This is a genomic window from Streptomyces sp. NPDC054872, assembly GCF_053610705.1.
Genome location: NZ_JBSGYY010000041.1, coordinates 60,892 through 82,203, shown reverse-complemented (window position 1 = coordinate 82,203; position 21,312 = coordinate 60,892). Strand labels below are relative to the sequence as shown.

General features: G+C 68.3%; 21 protein-coding genes and 1 pseudogene. 5 read left to right on the top strand and 17 right to left on the bottom strand.

Features of this window, described 5'->3' with window-relative positions:
- The first annotated feature begins 560 nt into the window (after positions 1–560).
- Entirely contained in the window at positions 561–791 is a 231-nt protein-coding gene (locus ACWGIH_RS35785) for a hypothetical protein (RefSeq protein ID WP_453449520.1), read from the top strand.
- Entirely contained in the window at positions 788–1,390 is a 603-nt protein-coding gene (locus tag ACWGIH_RS35780) for a class I SAM-dependent methyltransferase (protein WP_453449519.1), read from the top strand. The genes ACWGIH_RS35785 and ACWGIH_RS35780 overlap by 4 nt, the downstream gene beginning before the upstream one ends.
- A 243-nt stretch (positions 1,391–1,633) precedes the next feature.
- Here ACWGIH_RS35780 and ACWGIH_RS35775 read toward each other — a convergent pair whose 3' ends face one another.
- The 13 genes from ACWGIH_RS35775 to ACWGIH_RS35715 form a co-directional block, all read right to left on the bottom strand.
- On the bottom strand, positions 1,634–2,914 hold the full coding sequence (locus ACWGIH_RS35775; protein ID WP_453449518.1) for a hypothetical protein: 1,281 nt from the start codon (positions 2,912–2,914) through the stop codon (positions 1,634–1,636).
- 443 nt (positions 2,915–3,357) lie between these two features.
- Positions 3,358–3,627, bottom strand: coding sequence for a hypothetical protein (locus ACWGIH_RS35770; RefSeq protein WP_453449517.1), 270 nt, complete (start codon positions 3,625–3,627; stop codon positions 3,358–3,360).
- Between the two features lie 9 nt (positions 3,628–3,636).
- Complete coding sequence (locus ACWGIH_RS35765; protein WP_453449516.1) at positions 3,637–3,837, bottom strand: hypothetical protein; 201 nt, start codon at positions 3,835–3,837, stop codon at positions 3,637–3,639.
- Between the two features lie 606 nt (positions 3,838–4,443).
- A complete protein-coding gene (locus tag ACWGIH_RS35760; RefSeq protein ID WP_453449515.1) occupies positions 4,444–5,604 on the bottom strand; it encodes an oxygenase MpaB family protein in 1,161 nt (386 codons plus the stop codon).
- 111 nt (positions 5,605–5,715) lie between these two features.
- The gene (locus ACWGIH_RS35755) at positions 5,716–6,771 is read right to left on the bottom strand and encodes a polyprenyl synthetase family protein (RefSeq protein ID WP_453449514.1); all 1,056 of its coding nucleotides are present in this window, start codon (positions 6,769–6,771) and stop codon (positions 5,716–5,718) included.
- On the bottom strand, positions 6,761–7,039 hold the full coding sequence (locus tag ACWGIH_RS35750; RefSeq protein ID WP_453449513.1) for a polyprenyl synthetase: 279 nt from the start codon (positions 7,037–7,039) through the stop codon (positions 6,761–6,763). The genes ACWGIH_RS35755 and ACWGIH_RS35750 overlap by 11 nt, the downstream gene beginning before the upstream one ends.
- Positions 7,040–7,533: 494 nt before the next feature.
- A complete protein-coding gene (locus ACWGIH_RS35745) occupies positions 7,534–8,907 on the bottom strand; it encodes a tryptophanase (protein ID WP_453449512.1) in 1,374 nt (457 codons plus the stop codon).
- A complete protein-coding gene (locus ACWGIH_RS35740) occupies positions 8,880–10,136 on the bottom strand; it encodes a tryptophan dimethylallyltransferase family protein (protein WP_453449511.1) in 1,257 nt (418 codons plus the stop codon). The genes ACWGIH_RS35745 and ACWGIH_RS35740 overlap by 28 nt, the downstream gene beginning before the upstream one ends.
- Positions 10,137–10,484: 348 nt before the next feature.
- Positions 10,485–11,843: a cytochrome P450 gene (locus ACWGIH_RS35735; protein ID WP_453449510.1), complete on the bottom strand. Its 1,359-nt coding sequence runs from the start codon at positions 11,841–11,843 to the stop codon at positions 10,485–10,487.
- Positions 11,840–12,445, bottom strand: coding sequence for a GTP-binding protein (locus tag ACWGIH_RS35730; RefSeq protein ID WP_160509866.1), 606 nt, complete (start codon positions 12,443–12,445; stop codon positions 11,840–11,842). Before ACWGIH_RS35730 ends, ACWGIH_RS35735 begins: the two co-directional genes overlap by 4 nt.
- Entirely contained in the window at positions 12,420–12,809 is a 390-nt protein-coding gene (locus ACWGIH_RS35725) for a DUF742 domain-containing protein (protein ID WP_363213271.1), read from the bottom strand. The genes ACWGIH_RS35730 and ACWGIH_RS35725 overlap by 26 nt, the downstream gene beginning before the upstream one ends.
- The gene (locus ACWGIH_RS35720) at positions 12,806–13,204 is read right to left on the bottom strand and encodes a roadblock/LC7 domain-containing protein (protein ID WP_371749953.1); all 399 of its coding nucleotides are present in this window, start codon (positions 13,202–13,204) and stop codon (positions 12,806–12,808) included. Before ACWGIH_RS35720 ends, ACWGIH_RS35725 begins: the two co-directional genes overlap by 4 nt.
- Positions 13,201–14,400, bottom strand: a complete 1,200-nt coding sequence (locus ACWGIH_RS35715; RefSeq protein WP_453449509.1) for an ATP-binding protein — start codon at positions 14,398–14,400, stop codon at positions 13,201–13,203. Before ACWGIH_RS35715 ends, ACWGIH_RS35720 begins: the two co-directional genes overlap by 4 nt.
- An 800-nt stretch (positions 14,401–15,200) precedes the next feature.
- On the opposite strand from ACWGIH_RS35715, the gene ACWGIH_RS35710 reads away from it, so the two are divergent.
- Positions 15,201–15,860 (top strand): DUF5701 family protein, encoded by a 660-nt coding sequence (locus ACWGIH_RS35710; protein WP_453449508.1) that lies wholly within the window; start codon positions 15,201–15,203, stop codon positions 15,858–15,860.
- Here ACWGIH_RS35710 and ACWGIH_RS35705 read toward each other — a convergent pair.
- A pseudogene (locus ACWGIH_RS35705) lies at positions 15,857–16,749 on the bottom strand (IS630 family transposase); the annotation flags it as partial. The gene ACWGIH_RS35710 and the pseudogene ACWGIH_RS35705 overlap by 4 nt on opposite strands.
- 478 nt (positions 16,750–17,227) lie before the next feature.
- Positions 17,228–18,487 carry a DUF418 domain-containing protein gene (locus ACWGIH_RS35700; RefSeq protein ID WP_453449507.1) on the bottom strand — a complete coding sequence of 420 codons (1,260 nt, stop codon included), beginning with the start codon at positions 18,485–18,487 and terminating at the stop codon, positions 17,228–17,230.
- A gap of 118 nt (positions 18,488–18,605) precedes the next feature.
- Here ACWGIH_RS35700 and ACWGIH_RS35695 point away from each other — a divergent pair, with 118 nt between their 5' ends.
- On the top strand, positions 18,606–19,262 hold the full coding sequence (locus ACWGIH_RS35695; protein WP_453449506.1) for a GNAT family N-acetyltransferase: 657 nt from the start codon (positions 18,606–18,608) through the stop codon (positions 19,260–19,262).
- Positions 19,259–20,161 carry a PaaX family transcriptional regulator C-terminal domain-containing protein gene (locus ACWGIH_RS35690; protein WP_453449505.1) on the top strand — a complete coding sequence of 301 codons (903 nt, stop codon included), beginning with the start codon at positions 19,259–19,261 and terminating at the stop codon, positions 20,159–20,161. The genes ACWGIH_RS35695 and ACWGIH_RS35690 overlap by 4 nt, the downstream gene beginning before the upstream one ends.
- A gap of 390 nt (positions 20,162–20,551) precedes the next feature.
- Here ACWGIH_RS35690 and ACWGIH_RS35685 read toward each other — a convergent pair whose 3' ends face one another.
- Together ACWGIH_RS35685 and ACWGIH_RS35680 are read right to left on the bottom strand one after the other, a co-directional pair.
- On the bottom strand, positions 20,552–20,797 hold the full coding sequence (locus ACWGIH_RS35685) for a hypothetical protein (RefSeq protein ID WP_453449504.1): 246 nt from the start codon (positions 20,795–20,797) through the stop codon (positions 20,552–20,554).
- Positions 20,798–20,858: 61 nt separating this feature from the next.
- Positions 20,859–21,071, bottom strand: a complete 213-nt coding sequence (locus tag ACWGIH_RS35680; RefSeq protein ID WP_453449503.1) for a hypothetical protein — start codon at positions 21,069–21,071, stop codon at positions 20,859–20,861.
- Positions 21,072–21,312 lie beyond the last annotated feature (241 nt).

The window sequence follows — 21,312 nt, the reverse complement described above, 5'->3', positions numbered from 1 at the left end:
ATGACGGCGGACGGCCCCCCGCGCACCCATTGCGCACTCTCTGCGCAGTGGCCCGTCGGCGCGCCGGGGCCGGGCGATGCACACCGGCAGCAACAAGTGATCGGCCTCGTGCGCATGGCGAGCTGAAGAGACACGTTCGCAGAGGTAGCGGACTCGCTCCACATGCGCCAGCGCCGCCGTCGACTCACCGCTTCTCGGCCCCCGCTGTAGGCGGGATGCGTGAGACTTTCGCTGTGTTGACGACCGAGGCTATCCCCGTGGTTATCGCGCTGGTGCCCGTCGTCGGCTTCGCTCTGTTCCTATTTCCCGGACCGAAGTGGCGGCGCAGGGCTGCGAGGCCATCTTTGCGGGGACCGGCGGAGACGAGATCAACGCGTGCCACTCAAGAGCAAAGGCTGAACTCCCCGACTCCGAGCCGGTTCCCTGGCTCGCCAGGTAGGCGCGGGACGCGGTCGCCGGCGTGAACGCGAACCTAGCCCCCCATCCCAGTCTTGCCCCTGCCGGCCATCATGGCGAGCGGGCTTCACAATCCGGGATACCGGCGGGTTGGAGTCTGGCCCGTGAACCAGCTGGTACATCCCCGCATCGTGCGGTTCATGGAAACCGGGTTGCGCACGTACGGGCTCCCCCTCCTCGACCGAATGTTGCGAGGATCGCTACTCGTCGATCTCGGCTACGTAGACCCCAAAGCGCTCGCTCCGGCCCGAGACCACGCCGAACGCGCGCCCACGGTGCCCGATCTGCTCTGCGACACACGCGCCCTGGAAATCGGGCTGCGGGCCCTCGCATGACCAGCCCCGACGGGAAGCCGAGCGCCATGGAAGCTACGAACGTCTTCTACCGGAACCCCGCGCTCCACGACGCAGTGCAGGCAGACAGCGGTACCGCCGAGACCTGCCAAGCACTGATCGACCAGCACCAGCCGGACGCTGCCACGTTGGTGGACTTCGGATGCGGCACTGGGCGAGACCTGGAAATCCTGGCGAAGCGGTTCGAGTGCGTCGGCGTGGACCTATGGGAACGCATGGTCTTCGCAACGTTCCCGGCGCACGCGCGCCCCGGCGCGACCCTCGTGCTCTGCTCTCCCGTATCGCCGATCACTCAGGCAGGGCCCACAACCGCCACCGTCGAGACGCCGGACACACGAGCCACGGTCACCGTCCGGTATGAGTGGGATCTCCGGACGCAGATCAACACCATGCACCGGCTGTGGACATTTGAATCCGGCGAGGAAGCGCAGGACGTGATCAGGCGACGGGTCCTGTTTCCGCGCGAGCTGGAGCACTACGCGGCAGGAACGGGGTTCGAGGTGGTCGACATGGTGGACGAGTCCGCGCCAGGCTCACTTACCGGACCGACCGCGTACACGGTGGCGCGCTACCGGCCGTGAACGCCTGACGCTATTTGCTGCCGTCGCCCTCGCCCTGTACCTGAACATACGTGCCGTGCTGGGGGGACAACGAAGAGCAGGTTTTCGGCGGCCAGGACCGCAACCGCGCGGCCACGTGTCGCGGTATGGCTGCCTGGATCACCAGCCGTGCACCGATGCCGCCAAGTGGACGCTGGGTCAGGGCCTTTGGGCGCGGTGAGCGGACCACGCGGTTGCCCCCGTGGGCAGCCGCCCTGCTCCCATCTACGGCATCAGACGGTGCAGACGACTGGGCACCTTCACGTTCACCTCGCCGCAGCCGACGCGCTTCGCCTCCGCCTTGACGTACGGCGGCAAAACGGCGAGGGCGAGTGACGTGCCCTCGTGCGACTCGCTGTCCGTTCCCGGCTCATGCGCCACGAATGCGACCCGCCCGCGCCGGCACTCGGCCGTGTAGACGCTCAGACCGCCCGCGTAGGCGCCCTGCCCGTCACCGCCGAGGGAGGCGGCCCTGTTGCCAAGGACGCGGGAGACGACGCCGGCCATCTCCGGGTCCGCCACAGTCATCAGCCGGAGCCTGCTCGGCCCGAAGGGCTGGCGCACGTCGCACGCCCGGATGCTGTCCGCCGAAGAGCCGCCCGGCTTGAGGCCCGGTGTGGTGCTCACGGCCTTCGTTTCGGGCCCCTTGGCCCACCTGGGCAGCCGGACGCCCTGGATCCCGCAGAGCCGGTCGGCGTCGACGTCCGGCAGCTTGTTGCCCTCCGGGACACGGGGGAGCTTCGGCGGGTCGGAGTAATGGCCGTCGCAGCCATACCGTTCCATGACCCCGTTGGCCAACCGCACCACCGCGCGGGACATCGCGTTCAGGCCCCGCCGCGCGTCGACCTCGTTTTGGCCCTCGGGGTCGGCCTCGTCCGAAGCGAGGGTGACCACCCGCAACGGCGGCTTCTCGCCGGGTTCATACGAGATTTCCTCACAGCTCGCGGGAAGCGCCACCCAAGCCCGGGTGGAGGAAGCCATGCCGGTGATCCCCTCGCCGAGCGGCGTCATACGGGAGGAGAGGTACTCCTCGGTCCAGCTCCATGCCTGCGCCCCCCGCAACTCGCCCAGCGTCCGCACCGACGCCGTGACCTCCGACTCCAGCTCGTCGGCCCCGAACCCCTGCATACTGCACTCCGTGTGCATGTGGTCCTCTGTGGCCCGGCGCAGCGGTAGCTCACGGCTGCGGACGTCCGTGTCCGAGAACAGCGCGTGCGCGACATCGGGCGAGAGTGAACCCCAGCACACGTCCCGCTCCACGAAGGGCAATTCGTTGGAGCGCCATGCCATGACGCCTACCCCGAGCAGCGCACCGACGAGCGCGCCGATGACACCGATGCCACTACGGCTACGGGACAAGCGGCGCATCCGGCCCGGGCGCTCCGGCGCGGAAGGCCGGGAGGCGGGGGCGGCCTGCCACAGGGCCCCACCCACGTCGGAGGCCCCCGGCCCAGAGTTGACCATCTTGGAGCTCTCCGGCCCGGTGCTCTCCGGTTCGTCCGGCATCTCGTCCTTCCTCTCGGGGCTGTCCAGGCGATCCGCCGCGGCCCCACGGCCGGGCAACCGAGACCCTGGGCAACGGTGACGGACCGCCTCCCCGCTCGCCATCGACGGTCCGAGGAGGCTACCTGTTGGTTACACGCGTTCAGGGAGCAGGGCAGCCTTGTGGAGGCCGACGCGCGGCCCGACGGAGTTCGCGCAGTCGGCGTGCGCGGAATACTTCACCCTCCACGCCACCCCCAACGGGGTGGACCTACGGGTCCGTGACGACGGCCATGGCGTCGGCCGGAGCTTGGAACCGCGCGCCGCCGAAAAGATCAGCCAGCCCCACCGGTTCGCCGACGGCTAGCAGGACAGGACCCCACCGGCCTCTATCACTACGAAACCCGCTACTACGACCCGGTCCTGGACGAGATCAAGGCCGCCGGCTCCTTCGGTCGCGGGCTTGCTCAGGCTTCGAAGTAGGCCACAGTGACGATGGTGCGCCTGATCGTCATCGTGTAGATGATCCGTACCGCGGTGCCGGGCGCCTTGTACTCCCACATGATTCCGCCGTGTTCGGTGCGGGTGCGCAGGACGCCGATGGTGGGGTCCGCTGCGATGGCGGCGAGGGCCCGGTCGACGGCGATCTCTTCAGCGGGTGTGAAGCGGCCGGCCTGTTGGACGGCGGTGGGGCCGAGGATGATGCGGGATCCGGGCCTGCGATGCGGGGGCGCCATGGCCCTGGATTATGCCGCGCTGCCGCTGACGTCGATGCCGTGTTCGGCATAGAGGTCGACGCGGAGATCTTCCCAGTCGACGGTGGGAGTCTTGCCGTCCCGGACGCCTTGCCAGTAGTCGGCGAGCTCGTCGTTGCCGGACTCCCGCGCGGCCGTGATGGTCTCGTCGAAGTCGGCGAGCTCGTCGGTGGTCCACGGCTGGTTGCTCATGCCGTCCTCCCGATCGCTGCGGTTTTCGCTTGGTAGTCCCGGAACGAATCGCCGATGTGATCGCGGATCTGATTCCGTATGTACCGAGCGATATCACCCTGATATCTCCGCCACCGTAGCGTACTCGCGTGGACGCGGGCAGGGCATCGACGACGGACGCTCTGACCTGCTGCTACGGGTTGACTGCGGGGGCCTTCGTCGCCCTGTACGCCGTCGAGGGTGCGGATGGTGGCGCGCCTTTCGCCCGTCTCCGTCCGTGGCCCTCGTCGTTTCCCAGACAGGTATGTGCACAGAAGGTCACTGACCATACACCTTGCGTCGTGGTGTGAGCGGATGGTGCGGGCGTTCGACACGACGCCGCTGACCGAAGGCCGAGCCGCCTGCACTTCGGGCGGGCAGCCGGGACGTTCGGCATCTTCCAGCAGGCGCTGTTCTTGTGTGCGTCGCAGCGGATCACCTGGTGGGCCAGGTAGCTGAACCACCGCTCGACCTGGTTGATCCAGGAGGATCCGGTCGGGGTGAAGTGCGGCTTGGACCGCGGGGGTTTGGTCAGCCAGGTCGGCGATCGTCTACGTGTTCCCCTCTGCGCCGGTGAGAGACTGGCGGTCAGTGGACCGTGGTGGCTGGTGGGGTCCACCGGTGGGTGCGGGGGACCGTGTTGGAGACGCCGAAATCCTTTTTGAGCTGCTCGGGGATGGCGTAGTGCATGACGCGTCCGCGGGTGAGGGAGGACAGTTCGAGAACGCTGGTCAGATGGCCGAGGCGGTCCAGCGCCCAGGCGCCGAGGGGGGAGCGGTCCTCGATCGTCTCCAGTACGCCCAGGAGATGGGGCACGGTCTTGACGACGGTGTCCCACGGGGTGCGGGGAACTGCCAGCCAGTCGGCGCAGGTGTCTCCGACGAGGAAGCGGATGAGGGCGGAGACGATCGGGTCGAGCACGGTCCCGGGCACCACTTCCTCGTAGAGGTCGATGAGTTGCCGGGTCAGATGCGCGCCCTCCTCGGAGGGCCCCATGTGCCGGACCATGTACAGGTCGAGGAAGCGGCGGGCGTCGTCGACGGTAGTGGGGACGGCTTCCTGGTCGACGCCGAGCATGGCGCCGACCACGCGCCAGGCGTAGTAGTACGCTTCCGCGCCTTCTGTCGACATGTGGATGCCCAGGCGGTGGAGGCTGTCCAGCACGAGCATCGAGAAGAACATCTGTCCGCCGATCATGTCCTCCTGACAGATCGGCGTCCCGAGCGCGCTGGTTTCCCACCGGTTCTCGCGGGTGAGGTGGTGGCGAATGGAGGCGTGCAGCAGGCGGACCTTCTGGGCGGCTGGAATGAAGCGGCTGCCGCTCTCGAAGGCGTCGGGCTGCATGAGGTAGACGGTGAACTGCCCGGTCTCCGCCATCCGTTTGGACGGGTACTTCAGTCCATGGGTGGTCGACAGCAGCTTCGCCACGTGCGGGACGACGTAGCAGGCGGGCATGGAGGCGAAGGACAGCGCAGTGGAGATGTGCACGTTGTTGTCGATGAAGAACAGCCGAGCCTTCTCCATCTCTCCCCAGTCCACCCACGCCGGCGGGGTACGGGTCGCTTCGAGGTACTCGCGAGCGACGTCTGGAAGCCCGTCCGGCAGGGGTGAACCGGCGGTGGAGACGTATCGCATCAGGGTGTTGAACGTGCCGACCTGCCCGCGTTCGAAGAGTTCGGCGACAGTGGCGTCGGCGAGCGCGTCCCCCGTCTGCCGCAAGGAGTCCATCGATGCCTCGGTGTAGATCATGGCGGGGTCCTCGTTTTCTGCAACTGCTGCGTCTATACGTGTGTCTGCTGCGGGGCCGGCCGACACCGGCGGGCCAGGAAGGCGCAGGTTCACCCCGTGCCGGTGCGCGAGTCAGGACAGGCGGAGGGCCGCCGAACGCGCCAACACGGTCAGGGCGGTTGCGGCGTGCGTCGGCACATCCAGGGCGTGCAGGGCGTCGAGCGCTTCCTCGACCCGCGTGTTGATCATGGCTTCGATGCGGGCAGGCGCCCCAAGGCTGTCCATCACGTGGCGCACCTCTTGCAGGCCCTCCGCGCCCAGGTCGCGCTTGCCGAGAAGGGCACGCAGCCGCTCCCGTTCGTCGTCGCCGGCCACGCGCCAAGTCTCCGCGAGCAGGGCTGTCGGCCGGTGGCCACGCACGTCGTCGGCGTTGGCCTTTCCGGTCAGATCCGGGTTTCCGAAGAGGCCGAGCAGGTCGTCCCGGAGTTGGAACGCCTCGCCCAGCGGCAGCCCATACGCTTCGTAGCCCTCGCGCAGGCGGGGCCCAGCGCCTGCCAGGGCCCCGCCGATGAGCAGGGGTTGCTCGACGGTGTACTTCGCGGTCTTGTAGCGGATCACTTTCAGCGACGCCGTGATGTCCGGACCGGATCCGGTGCGCAGGATCTCCATACACTCTCCCGCGATGAGCTCGCGGGCCATCACCGACCAAACCGGGCGGGCTCGGGCCAGGTAGGCGGCGGGCAGCCCGCTGGTGGTGAAGAGATCTCCGGCCAGCGCCATCAGCAGGTCTCCCACCAGCATCGCCAACGACCTCGCCGCGGCGTCGGCGCGCGGGCGACGGCGTACGGCGCCGCGCAGGGCGCGGTGCGCTGTGGGCCGCCCGTGCCGCAGCGGGCTGTCGTCGATGAGGTCGTCGTGCACGACGGCCGCGGCGTGCACGAGCTCCATGGAGGCCGCTGCCCGCACCAAGGCGTCGTTGTCGGGCTGTCCCACCGCGCGCCAGCCCCAGTAGCAAAAGGCCGCCCGCAGCCGTTTGCCGTCCGCGACCGCCGCCTCCAGTTGCCCGGCCACCGGGCCCAGGAGTGGATCGATGGCCACGAATTGGTCTGCCTCCTCAGCGACGAACCGGCGCAGCGTCTCGTCGACGCGGGCCTTGAACGCGTCCGGCTCCCACGCCTCAGACGTCATCGGCGGCCTGTCGAGCCAGTGCCCGCTGGGCCAGCACCTCCAGGTGAGCCGGGGGCATGGTCGCGTACCGGTCGATCACCAGGCGGCCCCGCGCCAGAAGTTCACGCTCGGCCTCCGTCGCCAGCTCCGCGGCGTCGGAGCGTCGCAGCATCCCGCGAACCGTCCCCAACGCCGACTCCAGCGTGCTCACCGTCAGGTCGGCCAGTCCGGCCACCAGCAGTACCGTCTGGCCGTTCAGGCTTCCGCGCCGTTCCGCTGGCTGTTTCATGCCACGCCCCCGCCCCAGTGGACATCCGGACGGCGCTGGTCACGCGCCGCCCTTGCGAGCATCCCGCCGTTGTCGGACGGAGAACGGAAGAACTCACGATCGAGTGATCACATCGCTCGACAGTACGGATCACCCGACGATACGGATGACGCTGGAGAGTCCGGTGTATTCGGCGAGGCGCACATGCCCTGCGCTGAGCCGTCGGTCATGGCCCGAAAGACGTGGGGCCCGGCACTCTTGGAGGTGTGACACGTTCGCCCCGTGAAGCAGTGGAAGTGACCCGACTGGTCACCGGTAGATGAGGTTCGGATGGTACCGAGGGGACGCGGATGAGTCGGGAGCTCTGGCGGACGGTCAGCGGGCCCTCAAGAAGGACACCTGGGCGGCCCACCTTGTCGTCTTTTGCGCTGCGCTGCCGTCGCCGCCCTTGCGGCGCAAGTGGGAGCCGGCGCTGCCGGCCCCACTCTTGCGCGACGCGACGTGCCGAGTTGAGATCAGCCGCCGGACTGCACGGGCTCCAGCTTGATGCTGAAATGGCGAAGGATCGGCGACTGACCCACGATGCGGTAGCCGTGCACCGATTCGGGGTTTTTGGCTATGTCGGCCAGGGTGGCGGCGACATGGTCGTAGTGGCTGCGGGTGTAGACCCGACGGGGGAGTGCCAGCCGCACGAGTTCATAAGGTGCGGTCTTGATGGAGTTGCCTTGTTCGTCCTCTTCCCCGAGGTACAGGCTGCCCAGCTCCGCCGAGCGGATGCCTCCGCGGAGGTAGAGCTCACAGACCAGTGCGGTGCCCGGGTACTGGTGCGGGGGGATGTGGGGCAGCAGCCGCCCGGCGTTGACGTAGAGGGCGTGCAGGCCTGCCGGCTCCACGATGTCGACTCCGGCCTCGCGGATGCGTGCGGCGAGGTGGGCGGCTATGTCGGCGCGTTCGGCGAGGTAGGCCGGTTCGGTGACTTCCACAAGCCCGCGGGCCATCATGTCGAGGTCACGGCCGGCCAGGCCGCCGTAGGTGGTGAAGCCCTCGGTGGCGATGAGCAGGCCCGCGCACTTCTCGGCGAGTTCAGGGTCCTTGAGACCGATGAAGCCGCCGATGTGGACGATGCCGTCCTTCTTCGCGCTCATGACGCAGCCGTCCGCGAGGCGGAAGGCTTCCTCGGCGACCTGGCGGGGGGTGCGGTTGGCGTAGCCGGGCTCGCGCTGGGTCACCAGCCAGGCGTTCTCCGCGAAACGTGCGGCATCCAGGATCAGGGGGACGTCGTGGCGGCGGCACAGTTCGGCGGTCCGGTACAGGTTCTCCATGCTGACCGGCTGGCCACCGCCACCATTGTTGGTGATGGTCATCAGCACGGCCGCCACGGGCGCTTGATGCGCGTTCTCCAACGCCTGCTCGAGGGCGAGCAGGTCGATGTTGCCCTTGAACGGGTAGTCGCTGTCGAGGTCCTTCGCCTCGGCGCAGGGCAGGTCGTAGGCCTGGCAGCCGGTCAGTTCGACGTTGGCGCGGGTGGTGTCGAAGTGGGTGTTGGACAGCACGCTCGTGCCGGGCTTGAGCAGCGCGGAGAACAGGATGCGCTCGGCGGCGCGGCCCTGGTGTGCCGGCAGGATGTGGGGGTATCCGGTGAGTTCGGAGACGACCTCGTGCCACCGGTAGTAGCTGCGGCTGCCGGCGTAGGACTCGTCGCCGTGCATGCCCGCGGCGAGCTGGTCCGCGGAGATGGCGCCGGTCCCCGAGTCGCTCAGCAGGTCGATGGTGACCTCGTCGGCACGCAGATCGAAGGGGTTGTAGGCGACCCGCTTCAGCGCGGCCTCGCGCTCCGCTCGGGTGGTGAACGCGATCGGTTCTACAACTTTGATGCGGTACGGCTCCACGAGACTTCCTTTGGTGCGGTGTGCGGGATGGCATGATCGGCGGCCTTGCGACCGGAGTTCAGAGCGCTCTGGGTGCGGTGTGCGGCTAACAGGCCGACTTGCGCGTACTGCTCTGTCGGCGCCCTGGTCAGATAGGCCTCAGAGGACAGATAGGCCGTGATGCGGGGCTGCCGGCTTCGCTCGTGCACGAGAGCGAGGTAGGCGATCAGCCCCACACCGTCGGTGAGTTGTCGTTGTGTGAGAGCGCGCAGGCTCCGGCGCAGGACCGTGGGGTCCATGCCGAACCGGGTCAGCAGGGCGGTTGCCCGGTCGAGGGCCTCCTCGTCGTCGCGCACGTAGTCACGGACGGGGATGTGGAGGGTGAAGCCGCTGGGGTCGCTGTCGCCTTCGGTGAAGGAATGGCAGGTGAGCGCGGACCGCCGCAGCAGGCGTGGCGTACCGTCCCCGTGCTGCCCGGATGGCGGGAGGGGGCCGGCAGCCGCGTGGAAGAAGTGGCGGATGTCTGCCGCTGCGGCCCCGGAGGCATCGCTGAACGCGCAGGCGTCGTCGGCCGACATACGCGGGTGCTTCACGTAGACCTTGACGCGAGGTGACTCCCAGGAGCCCAGGTCCAGGGCGAGGAACGGATAGCCCGCCGCGGGGGGAAGCTGCGCGAAGGCCTTGTCGTAGCCAAGTCGGCGTAGCGCCTCTTGCACGGTGTGTGCAGCGTGCTCGGGTCCGGCGGCGGAGGGGTTCAGATAGACCTTGACGCCGGGGACGCCTCCCGTGCGCAGATCGAGCGCATACCACAGCGACAGCGGCCCCTCGGCCGTGTCGGGTAGGAACAAGTCGTGCAGGGTGTCGAGTTGGGCGGTGGAGAAGTTCCAGCGGGCGGCCATCGCGTGGATGGCCTCGAGTCCGGCGCGGCCGCTGTCGCCCATGTCCTCGTGGGCCCATCCGGGCTCCACGAGCACCCGCGGTGCCGGGGCGGCGTCCGCCGTGCAGGCCAGGGAGAACTCGACGGGGGTGTGGTCGTCGGAGAGGAAGCTGGGCGACGCCGGGGGCAGAGACAACGGTCGCCGGGCGGAGTCCGCGAGGGAGTCGAGCAGGACCTGCCCGTACAGCGCGGTGTCCGCCTTGTTCAGGCCCACCGCGGCGCCGAGGCGCTGTAGTTGGCCCAGCACGTGATCGCCGAGCGTGGCCTTACCGGGTTCGTCTGCCGGTATGCCCGCCTCCGGCAGGGACGTCATCGCGTTCCTCGCACGGTACGGCGCAAGAAGCGTCCGTATGGCGCGGAGGTACGGGGACGTGCTGCGCCAACGAGGCAGGAGACGAGGGCCGATCCGCCGTAAGCGGCGAGTATTCGGCCCTGCGCCTTGTCGGGGTCGTCGCACCCGCACGAGTTCCGGCTGCTGGATGTGGTGCGCCGTTGGCCCGGCCGGTTGCCTGCGGAACGGGGCGCGGAGGTTGCGAGGTTCACTGCCTCTCCTTTATCTCGTGTCACTCCAGACACTCCGCGCTGTCCTACCCCAGCAGTTGATCTTTCATGCAGGCTACAACAACTGCCTGTGTCGCCTGCGTCACAGGGGGTGCACCGGCTACTGGCCCGTCAGCCACCTCACGAAGCTGCTCCAGCGCGCCGGCTTGCCGGTGGCCTGCGGCTCCGCGGGCGCGGGCGCGGGCGTGGGTGCCAGGGGAGGGTGCGTCTGGTGGCGAGGGGATGCGGCCGTCGGCTCAGGCGCGGCCGCGGGGCGCGGGGTGACCGCTCCGAAGCGGACGGGCAGGCTGGCCAGAGCCCGGTTGAAGGGGCCGGGCCGCCAGGTGAGGCTGTCCGCGGGGACCGCGAGTTCAACGTCCGGCAGCGCGTTGAACAGAGCCTCCAGGCCGGTCAGGGCGATGAGCCTGGCCGGTTCCTTGGACGGGCAGGCGTGCGGGCCTGCGCTCCAGGCCAGGTGACCGCGGGTGTCGGCCCCCTGGTCCGCGAGCGCCGTATTGGCGGCACCGAAGGACACCAGGACCAGCTCACCGGCGCGGACCTTGTCGCCGGCCACGTCTGTGTCGGAGACCGGGTAGTGCGGCGCGTAGTTGGACATGGGCGCGTTGCGCCACAGGGTGTCATCGAGGGCCTTGTCGAACTGCCCGTTGCGCGCGTACTCCTCAACGGTCAGCATCGTGTAGAAGGCGTTGCCGATGAGGTTGCCTTCCGGCTCGCCGCCCGCGCCGAGGAGCAGCACCAGCGTGTGCGCCAGTTCCTCGTCGGTCAGCTGTGCCGGGTGCTGCATCAGGTAGGACGTGATGTCCTCCCCGGGATGGACGCGCTTGAGTGCCACCAGCTCGCCGACCGCCTGGAGCAGGACCTGGCTGGCCTGCTCGGCATTGACGCCGTCGAACATGCCGGAGATGCCGAACAGGACCCGGTCGCCGATCTCCGCCGGGCAGCCGAAGAGTTCGTTGAAGACGTACAGGGGCAGCTGTTGCGCGTAGTCCCTGAGCAGGTCGGTACTGCCGCGAGCGCTGAACTGGTTGATGAGGAACTGGGCGGCCTGGTTGACGATGCGGCTCAGCCGGCTGTTGCTGACGCGGGCGAAGCTCTCGGTGATGGCCTGCCGCAGTCGCACGTGCTCGGCGCCGTCGGTGAACATGCAGTTCGGCCGGTAGGCCAGCAACGGCAGGACCGGGCTGTCGGGGCGGATGAGGCCCTCGTTCAGCGCCCGCCAGCGGCGCGCGTCCTTGCGGAAAGTAGTGGGGTCCTGCAACAGCTCAAGAGCCGCGTTGTAGTCGGTCACCAGGGTCGCCTCCACGCCGGGCGCGATGGTGACCGGCGCCGTGGGGCCGAGCTGGTGCATGTAACGGTAGTACGCGTGCGGGTTGGCGGCGAACTCCGGGGTGTCGAGGGATATGCGCTGCCCGCTGCCGTGTGCGGGGCAGCCGGGCGGAGGTACGGGAGGGGTTGTCATGCGTGCTCCAGGGCGGCGCGCTTTTGCAGATAGCGGACCATGGTGATCAGGGCGTTGACGGACGACGCTTTGTCGCGCGCGTCGATGGTGACGACCGGGGTGTCGGGCAGCAGGTCGAGCGCCTCCCGGACTGCTTCGGGGGTGTGTACCGCGCTGCCGTCGAACTGGTTGAGGGCCACGGCGAAGTCGAGGCCATAGCTCTCGACCAGATCCATGACCTCGAAGCTGTCGGCCAGTCGCTCGGGGTCCACCAGGACCAGGGCGCCCAGCGCTCCGCGGGCCATGTCGTCCCACAGATTGACGAACCGCTGCTGGCCCGGTGACCCGAACAGATACAGCACGATGCGCTCGCTGAGGGTCAGGCGACCGAAGTCCAGGGCGACCGTAGTCGTGGTCTTCCCCTGCACTCCCTTGAGGTCGTCGACTCTCTCCGAGAGGCTCGTCATCTGCTCCTCGGTGGACAGCGGCGCGATCTCGGAGAGCGAGCCGATCAGAGTGGTCTTGCCGACGGCGAAGTGCCCGACGACCAGGATCTTCACCGCAGTCTGCTGTGCACCGCTGCGCACGTAGGCGTCCTCAGACAGAGAGAGCCTTGAGACCATCGAGCACCTCCTGAAGCAAGGCCTTGTTGGCGAGACGAGCCGAGGGCACCGGCGCACGGGTGACCAGATAGCCCCCCTCGGCGAGGGAACTGAGCAGCACCTTGACGACACCCAGAGGCAGCTGGGAATGGGCGGCGATCTCAGCGACCGAGAGGTAGCCGCTGGAGCACATCTCCAGGATCTGCTGCTCCTCGGGCGAGAGCCGCTGGGGGCGCTGCTGATCATCGGTGGATGTCGTGACGAGAGTGATGAGGGCGAACGCGCCCTCGTCGAGCAGGTCACGTCCACGGGTGATGACATAGGGCCGGACTAATTCTCCGGCCTCGGACACGAGCTCGGGCTCGGTACGGTCCGGATCCGTCATGAGATGACCGTGTCGGTGCGGCGGCCGGTCGACATGGCCTTGCCCAGTCGGCTGACCAGCTGCTGCATCCGATACGTGATGTCTCCCATGTCGACCTCGGCGGACGCCGCCACGGCGAGGTAGGAGCCACCTCCTGCGGCATTCAGGAACACCCAGCCACCGTCGAACTCGATGAGCGTCTGGCGCCAGGTCGTGCCGTCGTCACCACAGAAGAATCCGACGGACCGGCTGAGCGACTGCAGTCCGCTCACGGCGGCGGCCACCTTGTCGGCGTCGTCCCGGCCGATCTCCGCGGTGCGGGACATCTGCAGGCCGTCAGCAGAGATCAGGACCGCGTGCAGGGCATGGGGAATCGCCAGCGCGTCCTCGAGCATCCAGGACAGATCGTCGCTCACGGGGCATCGAATCCTTCGTGTGTATCGGCAGGAGTGTCGCGTTCGGCGGCCGGTACCCCCGCACTTCGGCCGCTGAGAGTGCCGCGCTGAAATGCGCCCATGGCCGCCACCCGTGCCTCCGCCGACCGGGCCGGCGGCGCAGTCGCTTCATCGGGCTGGTTGTCCGGCACGAGTGCCATGGCGCGGCGCTTGTTCTGTCGCCGGGGCAGGTCGCCCGCTGTCGTCGCGGGAGCCGAACCGCTGTCCCCTGTGCCCGCGTTGGCTCCGTGCGTTGCGGTGGGCCTCGCGGGTTCCGGCATGTCGGTCAGCAACTCCTTCGGCACCATCACCACCGCTCGGACGCCGCCGTAGGGAGAAGTGCTGTCGATGGTGACCGTGAACCCGAAGCGCGCGCACAGCGCACCGATCACCGCGAAACCGAACGCGGGAGGATTGCCGAGTTCGGAGACGCTCACCGCGGCCCCACTGGACAGCAGAGCTGTGGCGGCCGTCTTCTCTTCCTCGCTCATCCCGACGCCTGCATCGTCGATCACGATGCACATGCCCTTGGGCACCGTCCGCACTTCGACGTCGACCATGGAGGACGGCGCCGAATAGCTGGTGGCGTTGTCGAGCAGTTCGGCCACCGTCAGCGCGACCGGCTCGACGGCGCGGCTGGTCACCGCGATGTCCACCCGCGAGGCGATGTCGATGCGCTGGTAGTGCCGGATACGGCCCTGAGCTGCGCGGATCACGTCGTAGATGGATGCGGCATCCCGCTGCCGGCCGAGCCACCCGCCGCAGAGCACGGCAATGGACTGTGCACGCCGGTTGAACTGCGAGTTCATGTGGTCGACGTCGAGAAGATCCCGCAGCACGGCCGAATCGCCGTACTTCTTCTGCAGCCCGGAGATGGCCCGCTGCTGTTCCGCCGCGAGGCCCTGAAGGGTCTGCATCGCAGACTTCAGTACGGTATTGGTGGCGTTCTCCGCCTCTTCCTTTGCCTGTCGGACCACCTCGTCGTAGCCCCTGCGGAGCTCTGCGATGGTGGACTGGAGGTCAGCGTGGCTGCCCTGAAGTTCGGTCAGGTCGCTTTCGAGTCCCCGCTTCTGACGGCGCAACGACTCAGTCGTTTTTCGCTGGCGAACGACCACCATGGTGGCGACAGGGACGCCGGCAGCAAGCGCCCAGACCGTCGGATCCTGCAAAATTGTCATGTGACTCTCTTTGAGCGGCTGGAGTCCAGCTCTCGGATCTGTCCATGCGGACCCTCGGCGTGGGCAGCCTTCACCACCCGGAGAGCCCCCTGGCTGTAGCCAAGCCGAGGAAAAAGTCCACGTGGCATGTGCCCGAGATCGTAACACCAAACGATCATGACACTTTGTCAAGTACGCCACGCCGTGGCCACGTTGGCGAAAAAGCCATGCATAGGTCAGTGAAGAAGATGTGAGCGCGACGTGGAGACTCGCAGCAGGCGGCCGCGCACTGAGTCGCCCAGCAGTGTGCCGTCCGAGTTTCCGCAGCGCAGAGAGCCCTCACCTCGTGACCGGATGCCCGCACCGGAACACGGGTCGGCAAGGCGAAGCACGCACGAGAGGCGTCCGCTCAGCGCAAGATGGCTAATTTGGGTGCGGCTGGGGGAGTGCGAGGCGTCGACGCAGGAGCGCGCGCAGCGGGCATCAAGTCACCACGCCCTGACCGACCTTGATGCCCTCGTGGGCCCGGGGTTTACTGCCGACCCTGCCCATGAGGCCGTACTCGCTGACTGGAAAGCGCTTGTCCGGGCTCCCGGACCTGCGGCGACTACTCCGGGACCTCAACGGTTTGACCCCCAACGCCCGAATCACCGCTTTTGGGGTAGAGCCCAGTCTTCTGAGTCTTGAGTTCTCTTCATTGCCGCACGCCGATCGCCATCGCGTACGCCGCAACTGGCGCTCCATGCCGGGAACCTCCCGCCCGCCTCCCTCGTTCCCTCGGGGCCGCTACCGGTCCCGCATGCGCCGAATCAAGGAGTACCGTGCCCGAGTCATCGTCCACCGTGACCGCTCTCCCACCGCTCGCCGTCCAGGCCCAGCGTCTGATCGAGCTCGGCGTGCACGAAATCTCGGGGATCCCCGCCGGCGAACTGCGCGCCTTCGCCGAGAAGTTCACGGAGGGCGACGCCGACGGTTACACGTTGCTCGCCGTCCACCCGGACCGCGCCCCCGCCTCGGCCCTCGCTCCACTGCTCCGTCGCGGCGACAAGCCCGGCTTTGTGGTCGTCGACATGCCCGACGTCGACGACTTCGCACCGGTCGGCGCGGTCGAGGTGCCCGAGGCCCCGCTCTATCTGGTGAGCGGTATCGACCGCGGCGACCACATGTCCAACTGGAGCCCGGAGGAAGCCCTTCCCGCACTCACCAAGGAGGACCGGACGCCCCTCACGCTCAGCGAGGGCATCCACTGGGTGCTGCAGCAGCCGGCCGCGCTGGAGCGCAACCTCTGCTTCATGACGATCGGCTCCCGGCTGCGCAAGGCGAAGGGCGACTTCGACGCCCGTACGCCGGCGATCTGGATCAGCAACGGCACGGGCCGGGACGGCCGCGAGCGGCGCAACGCCCCGAAGGTCGGCTGGTGCTGGTGGAACAACCGCCACACCTGGCTGGGCTTCGCGTCGACCACGGGCCGCACGTCCTAGTCTTCTGAGCCGGGAATTCTGTTCAGATAACCGGCGAGGCGCTTGAGGATCTCGTCTGCGGTTTTGGTCCAGACGTAGGGTTTCGGGTCAGTGTTCCATCTGGCGATCCAGGACCGGATGTCCTTCTCCAGGGCCTGGACGGACTGGTGGATGCCTCGTCGTATCCGCTTGTTCGTCAGCTCCGCGAACACCGCTCCACCAGGTTGAGCCAGGGTGATCCCGTTGGCGTGAAGTGCAGATGGAAGCACGGCTGCGCCAGTAGCCAGGTCTTGATGGCCGGGGTCTTGTGGGTGGCGTAGTTGTCCAGTACCAGGTGGACGTCCAGGCCCTGCGGGATCTCGTGGTCGAGTTTGACGAGGAACTTCTTGAACTCCTCGGCGCGGTGCCGACGGTGGAGTGAGCCAATCACCTTGCCGGTGGCGACCTCGAGCGCGGCAAACAGGGTGGTGGTGCCCGTCCGTACGCAGTCGTGGGTCATGCGCTGGGGCACCCCGGGCATCATCGGCAGTACCGGCAGAGAGCGACTCAGGGCCTGGCTCTGCGACTTCTCGTCCACGCAGAACACCAGTGCCCGCTCGGGCGGGTCGAGGTAGAGGCCGACCGCATCATGGACCTTCTCGATGAAGTACGGGTCGGTGGACAGCTTGAACGTCTCGCTGCGGTGGGGTTGCAGACCGAAGGCCCGCCAGATGAGCGAGACACTCGACTGCGACAGTCCCAACTCCTTGGCCATCGACCGTGTTGACCAGTGTGTGGCGTCCTTCGGGGTTGACTCCAAAGTCTTGGTGACCAGTGCGGCGACCTGCTCGTCGGTAATCGTCCGAGGGCCACCGGAACGCGGCATGTCACCAAGCCCGGCAATCTGATGCTCGACGAACCGCGCCCACCACGACAACGTCAACTCGGCCATCGGCTGCCCAGTCTTCGCCGCCCGGCCAGCCCACATATCTGCACAGAATTCCCGACTCAGAAGACCAGCGGGGCGGGGGAGACACGCAGCTCATCGCTGCCCGCCGCGCCCCGCTCGTTCTCGCCGACAGCGACTGGCTCCGGCGGCAGCGGCCCCCGGAGCCGGACTGGGCAGTGGGCAGACGGACGGCGCAGGAGCGTCGGCCAATTCGGGCTCCGGCGTGAGCCCAGCGTGGCGGGTGGAGGTGGGGAGTGAGCCATCGGCCAGGGCTTCCACATGGGACGCTGGTGAGTCGTCGCTGAAGAGCCCGGTCCAATCCCCCCCGCTGCCGCGTTCTGACTTGCTCCGCCCTGGCGCGGCGTTCATCCGGTGTGGGCCACGACGGTCCTGATGTCCGCACTGGACATGCGGATGCACCTTTGCTCCTGAACGGGACAAGGAAATGAACGTACGAGAACTATGGCTGGGTTGATCGTTTTCCGGGCTGCGGGTGCCACGGTGGTATCGACAGCGTGGTCCAGGCGCGCAGCAGCCACTCCAGCGGGCCGTAGGCGTGGTGTCGCAGCCACCGTCGGCTGGCCACTGTCTGTACCGCGAACAGGGTCAAGGCGATCGCCGCGACTCCGATGGGTGGGACGCGGCCGACCAGGGCGGCCCCGAGGCCGGTGAACAGCAGGGCGCAGACCAGGGACTGACCGAGGTAGTTGGTCAACGACATGCGGCCCGCCGGCGCGAGCGCGTTGACCAGGCTTTGGCCGCGGCGGCCGTGGGTGAGACGGAGCACAGTCGCCGCGTAGGCCGCGGCCAGCAGGGGAGCGGTGACCACGTCGAGGCCCATGGCGAAGAGCTGGTAGGCGGACTCGGGGTGGTTCAGGCTCGCGTCCGCGTACACGATGGCGCCCGGCAGCCCGACCGTGAAGCCGACCCACTGAAGTCGCCGCAGGAGCCGCTGGTGCCGGTCGGTGTCCGCGAGGGCTCGCCGGCGTCCGGCTGCCAGGCCCAGCAGGAAGGCGGCGAGCGCGGACGGCGCCTGGAAGAAGACCAACAGGAAGGCCACGTCCGGGAGTTCCTCGAGGTGGGCGCCGATGACCGATGCCGGTCCACCGCGCAGGGCCTCGGTCGCCTGGGCTGCGGCAGCTGCCGTGGACGGAGAGATCGTGCCGTCCCCGCCTGCGTGGCCGGCGGCGAGTGCGAGGAACGCGTATGCGACGGCGGTCACCGCAAGGAGTGCCACCGCGATCCGTACTGCGGTACGGGGCCGGATGCGGCGCAGCGCGAGCAGGATCAGCCCCAGGACGGCGTACAGAGTGAGGATGTCGCCGGGAAAGAGGACGACGGCGTGCACGACGCCGATCACGAACAGCCCGGTCAGGCGCCTCAGGAAGCGTGGTGTGAACCGGGCGCCGCGCCGCTCGGCCGAGTCGATCTGCAGCGTGAAGCTGTAGCCGAACAGGAACGAGAACAGCAGGAAGAACTTCGCCTCGAAGAGCACCGCCACCAGCCATCGGACGGCCTCACTCACCGGGCCGCTGAGGCCCGGGTCCTCCAGGCCGGTGCCGTGATAGGCGGAGGCCATGTAGGTGATGTTGACCATCAGGATGCCGAGCAGCGCGAAGCCGCGCAGCGCGTCCACCTGTGCCAGCCGGGCGCCGCCGCTTTGCCGCTGTTGCCGTGCCGGGGGGTGCGGGGGGCTCTCGTTACGTGGTCGAACGATCACGTCACTCCTCAGAAACTATCGAATTGAAAACGGTCGTTGCAAATACGAGCGTACTATGATTGTCGGTAGAGGTGAACGGTGAAGGCGCAGGACGGCTCGCGCCGGGAGAGGGAGGATCGTGGACGCACAACAGGAGGAGGCGGACCGGGGCGACAGCGGCGTCTCCCGTCTGCATCGAGGGATCCCCCAAGGAGCCGAACAGCAGGTGGCCGCCTTGTACTGGGAGGCGTTCGGCCGCAAGCTCGGCAGCGCGCTCGGCCCTCCGCAAAAGGGCCTGGTGTTCCTCGCCTCCCATCTGCATCACGACCGCGGCATCACCGCGCTCGACGGTGTGGGCCGCGTCGTCGGCGTCGCCGGCTACGACCTCGCGGGCCGCGCTCTGCACGGCGGCTCGGCACGCGACGTACTGTCCGGATACGGCCCGCTGCGAGGACTGCCCCGGCTTGCCCTGCTCGTCCTGCTCACCCGGAAACCCGCCGAGGGTGAACTCGTGATGGACGGCATCTGCGTGGCCGCGGCACACCGCGGCACCGGCATCGGAGCCCTGCTGTTGCGCGAGATCGCCGCCGTGGCCGCCGAGAACGCCTGCTCCCGGATCCGGCTTGACGTCATCGACGTCAACCCGCGCGCCAAGGCCCTTTACGAACGCCACGGCTTCAGCGACGTGCGTACCCAGCAGACCCCGTTTCTGAGGACGTTGATGGGATTTGGTGCCGTCACCACCATGCACCGTGCCGTCACCCCCGACGACCTGGCCGGAGGAATCCCCCGATGAATCACGCGCAACCGGACCACGCACAGCGTCCCGAGATTCCCACGAGGTTGCTCGTGCACGCCCTGGTCCGTGAGGACGGGACTGTCGACGCCGGTGAGCTCTACGCCGTTGCCGGACTCCTCGGCATGACCGACCAGCAGGTCCGGCTGTGCGTCAAACGCCTTGTCACCGAGGGTCGGTTCAACCAGGAAGGGCGGGGGCGCAAGGCCGTACTGCGGGCAGTGCCCGATGCCGCGACCGGCACCGTCGCCCCCGATACCGAGCATGTCCGCTATGCCTACCGGCAGGACCGCGGGCTCGCACCCTGGGACGGCACGTGGCACCTGTTCGCCTTCGCCATCCCGGAAGCACGCCGCACCGACCGCGACGCCCTGCGGGAAGCCCTGCTGCACCTGGGCGCGGCGCCTGTCCAGGGCGGCCTGTACGTGGCCGCCAACCCCATCGCCGATCTGGTCGAGGCTCAGGCCCGCCATCTCGACGTACTCGACTCCGTCACGTTCCTCACCAGCACCGACATGCGCATCGGGGGCGTCACCGACCCTCGGCAACTCGCCGCCCGCATCTGGCCGTTGGGTGAGATCGCCGCTCGGCACGAACGCCTCGCCGCTTTCGCCGCGACCTGCGCCGACCGACTGGCCCGCGGAACAGACCTGTCCGGAGTCGAGCGGCTCACCCTGGCCGTGGAACTCGCCGCGGAGTTCAGCCGAGCCATGACCCCCGACCCGCTGCTGCCTCCGGAGCTGCTGCCCCGGCCCTGGCCCGGCAGTCGTGCCCGCCGACTCACTCAGGAATGCTGGACCGCTCTGCGTGCCCTCCCTGCGGCTCAGCACACCCCCACCTCACTTCCGCGCCTGTTCAGCCTCTACAGCGACGCCATCACCGCGCCCGACAGGCAGTGATACGCGCCGAAGAGCCTGACATCGTCACTGCGCTGTGCTCGCAACGGTCGGGAGCGTGGACCTTGGACCTTTGGTGGCGATCGTCCATGGCCACGTGAGGCCGGCTCCCACGTGACTCCCACATGGCTCCCACGAGGCAACCTCGACGACATGCGTACGGGGTGTCGGCTGACCTGCACGTCCATGGGCCGGTCAGCGACGAGCGGGGTGCGCAGGTTGGCTCCCTACTCGGCGAAGCGCACCCTCTGCAGCACACAGGGGCCGACGTGCACGCCACGCCGGGCGTAGGCGGCGGTGTCGAGGGATCGACCGGAGGCGCCGACGCTGGCCCGTCGGCATACGTACCCCTATCAGGGAGCGGTTTCCGCTGGGGGCCACGCCCGACTGACTTCAGGCGACCCGAATGCGCGCCTGCGCTACCTGGCCTGGCTGCACTGCCGCAACAACAACGACCTCGACGACGCCGACGTCGAGCCCGCGCTCCCCGCCGGCCTCGCCGACCTTCCGGACTCCCTCACCGACCTGCGACCTGATCACCGCAGCGTCCGCTTCTCGCCCGCACGCCGATCCTGGACCCACCCGCGCCATGTAGGAGTCCTGGGTCAGCACCCTGCCTCCGGCGGACAAGGACGCCACCTTGGTACGCCTCCTCCACGACGACTCCCATGCCGCCACTGAACTGCGCCGACGATTCCGCCTAGCCCACCCTGCAACTCTCCCTCGCACAGCCGACCGCACCGTTGCCCAACTGCGAGCCGCCGTGCCTGCGGTGACCACCGAGCGCCACGCCCGCCAAACGCAGGAAAAAGCCGAACGCGAGGAGGCCGACCGTCAAAAGGAGCATGCCGCCCAGCAACGTCGGCTCACCGCCATCCAGGACGATCCAGAGGCCGCGTGGAGCCGCATCCACGAGATGATCGCGCACCAGAAGGGCCGCAACTACCCCACTGCAGTGCAGCTGCTGGTGGACCTGTCCGCACTCGCCGACCGATACGGCACCAGCGAAACCTTCGCCGAGCGCTACCGCGCACTGCGCGCGGCCCCACCACACCAAGAAGGCCCTGCAACGCCTGTTGGACGCCGCCGGAGCGATGGCGAGGGGTGCGCATCGCCGTGGGGCACGGCGGCCAGGGGAGGCAATCGGCCGTATC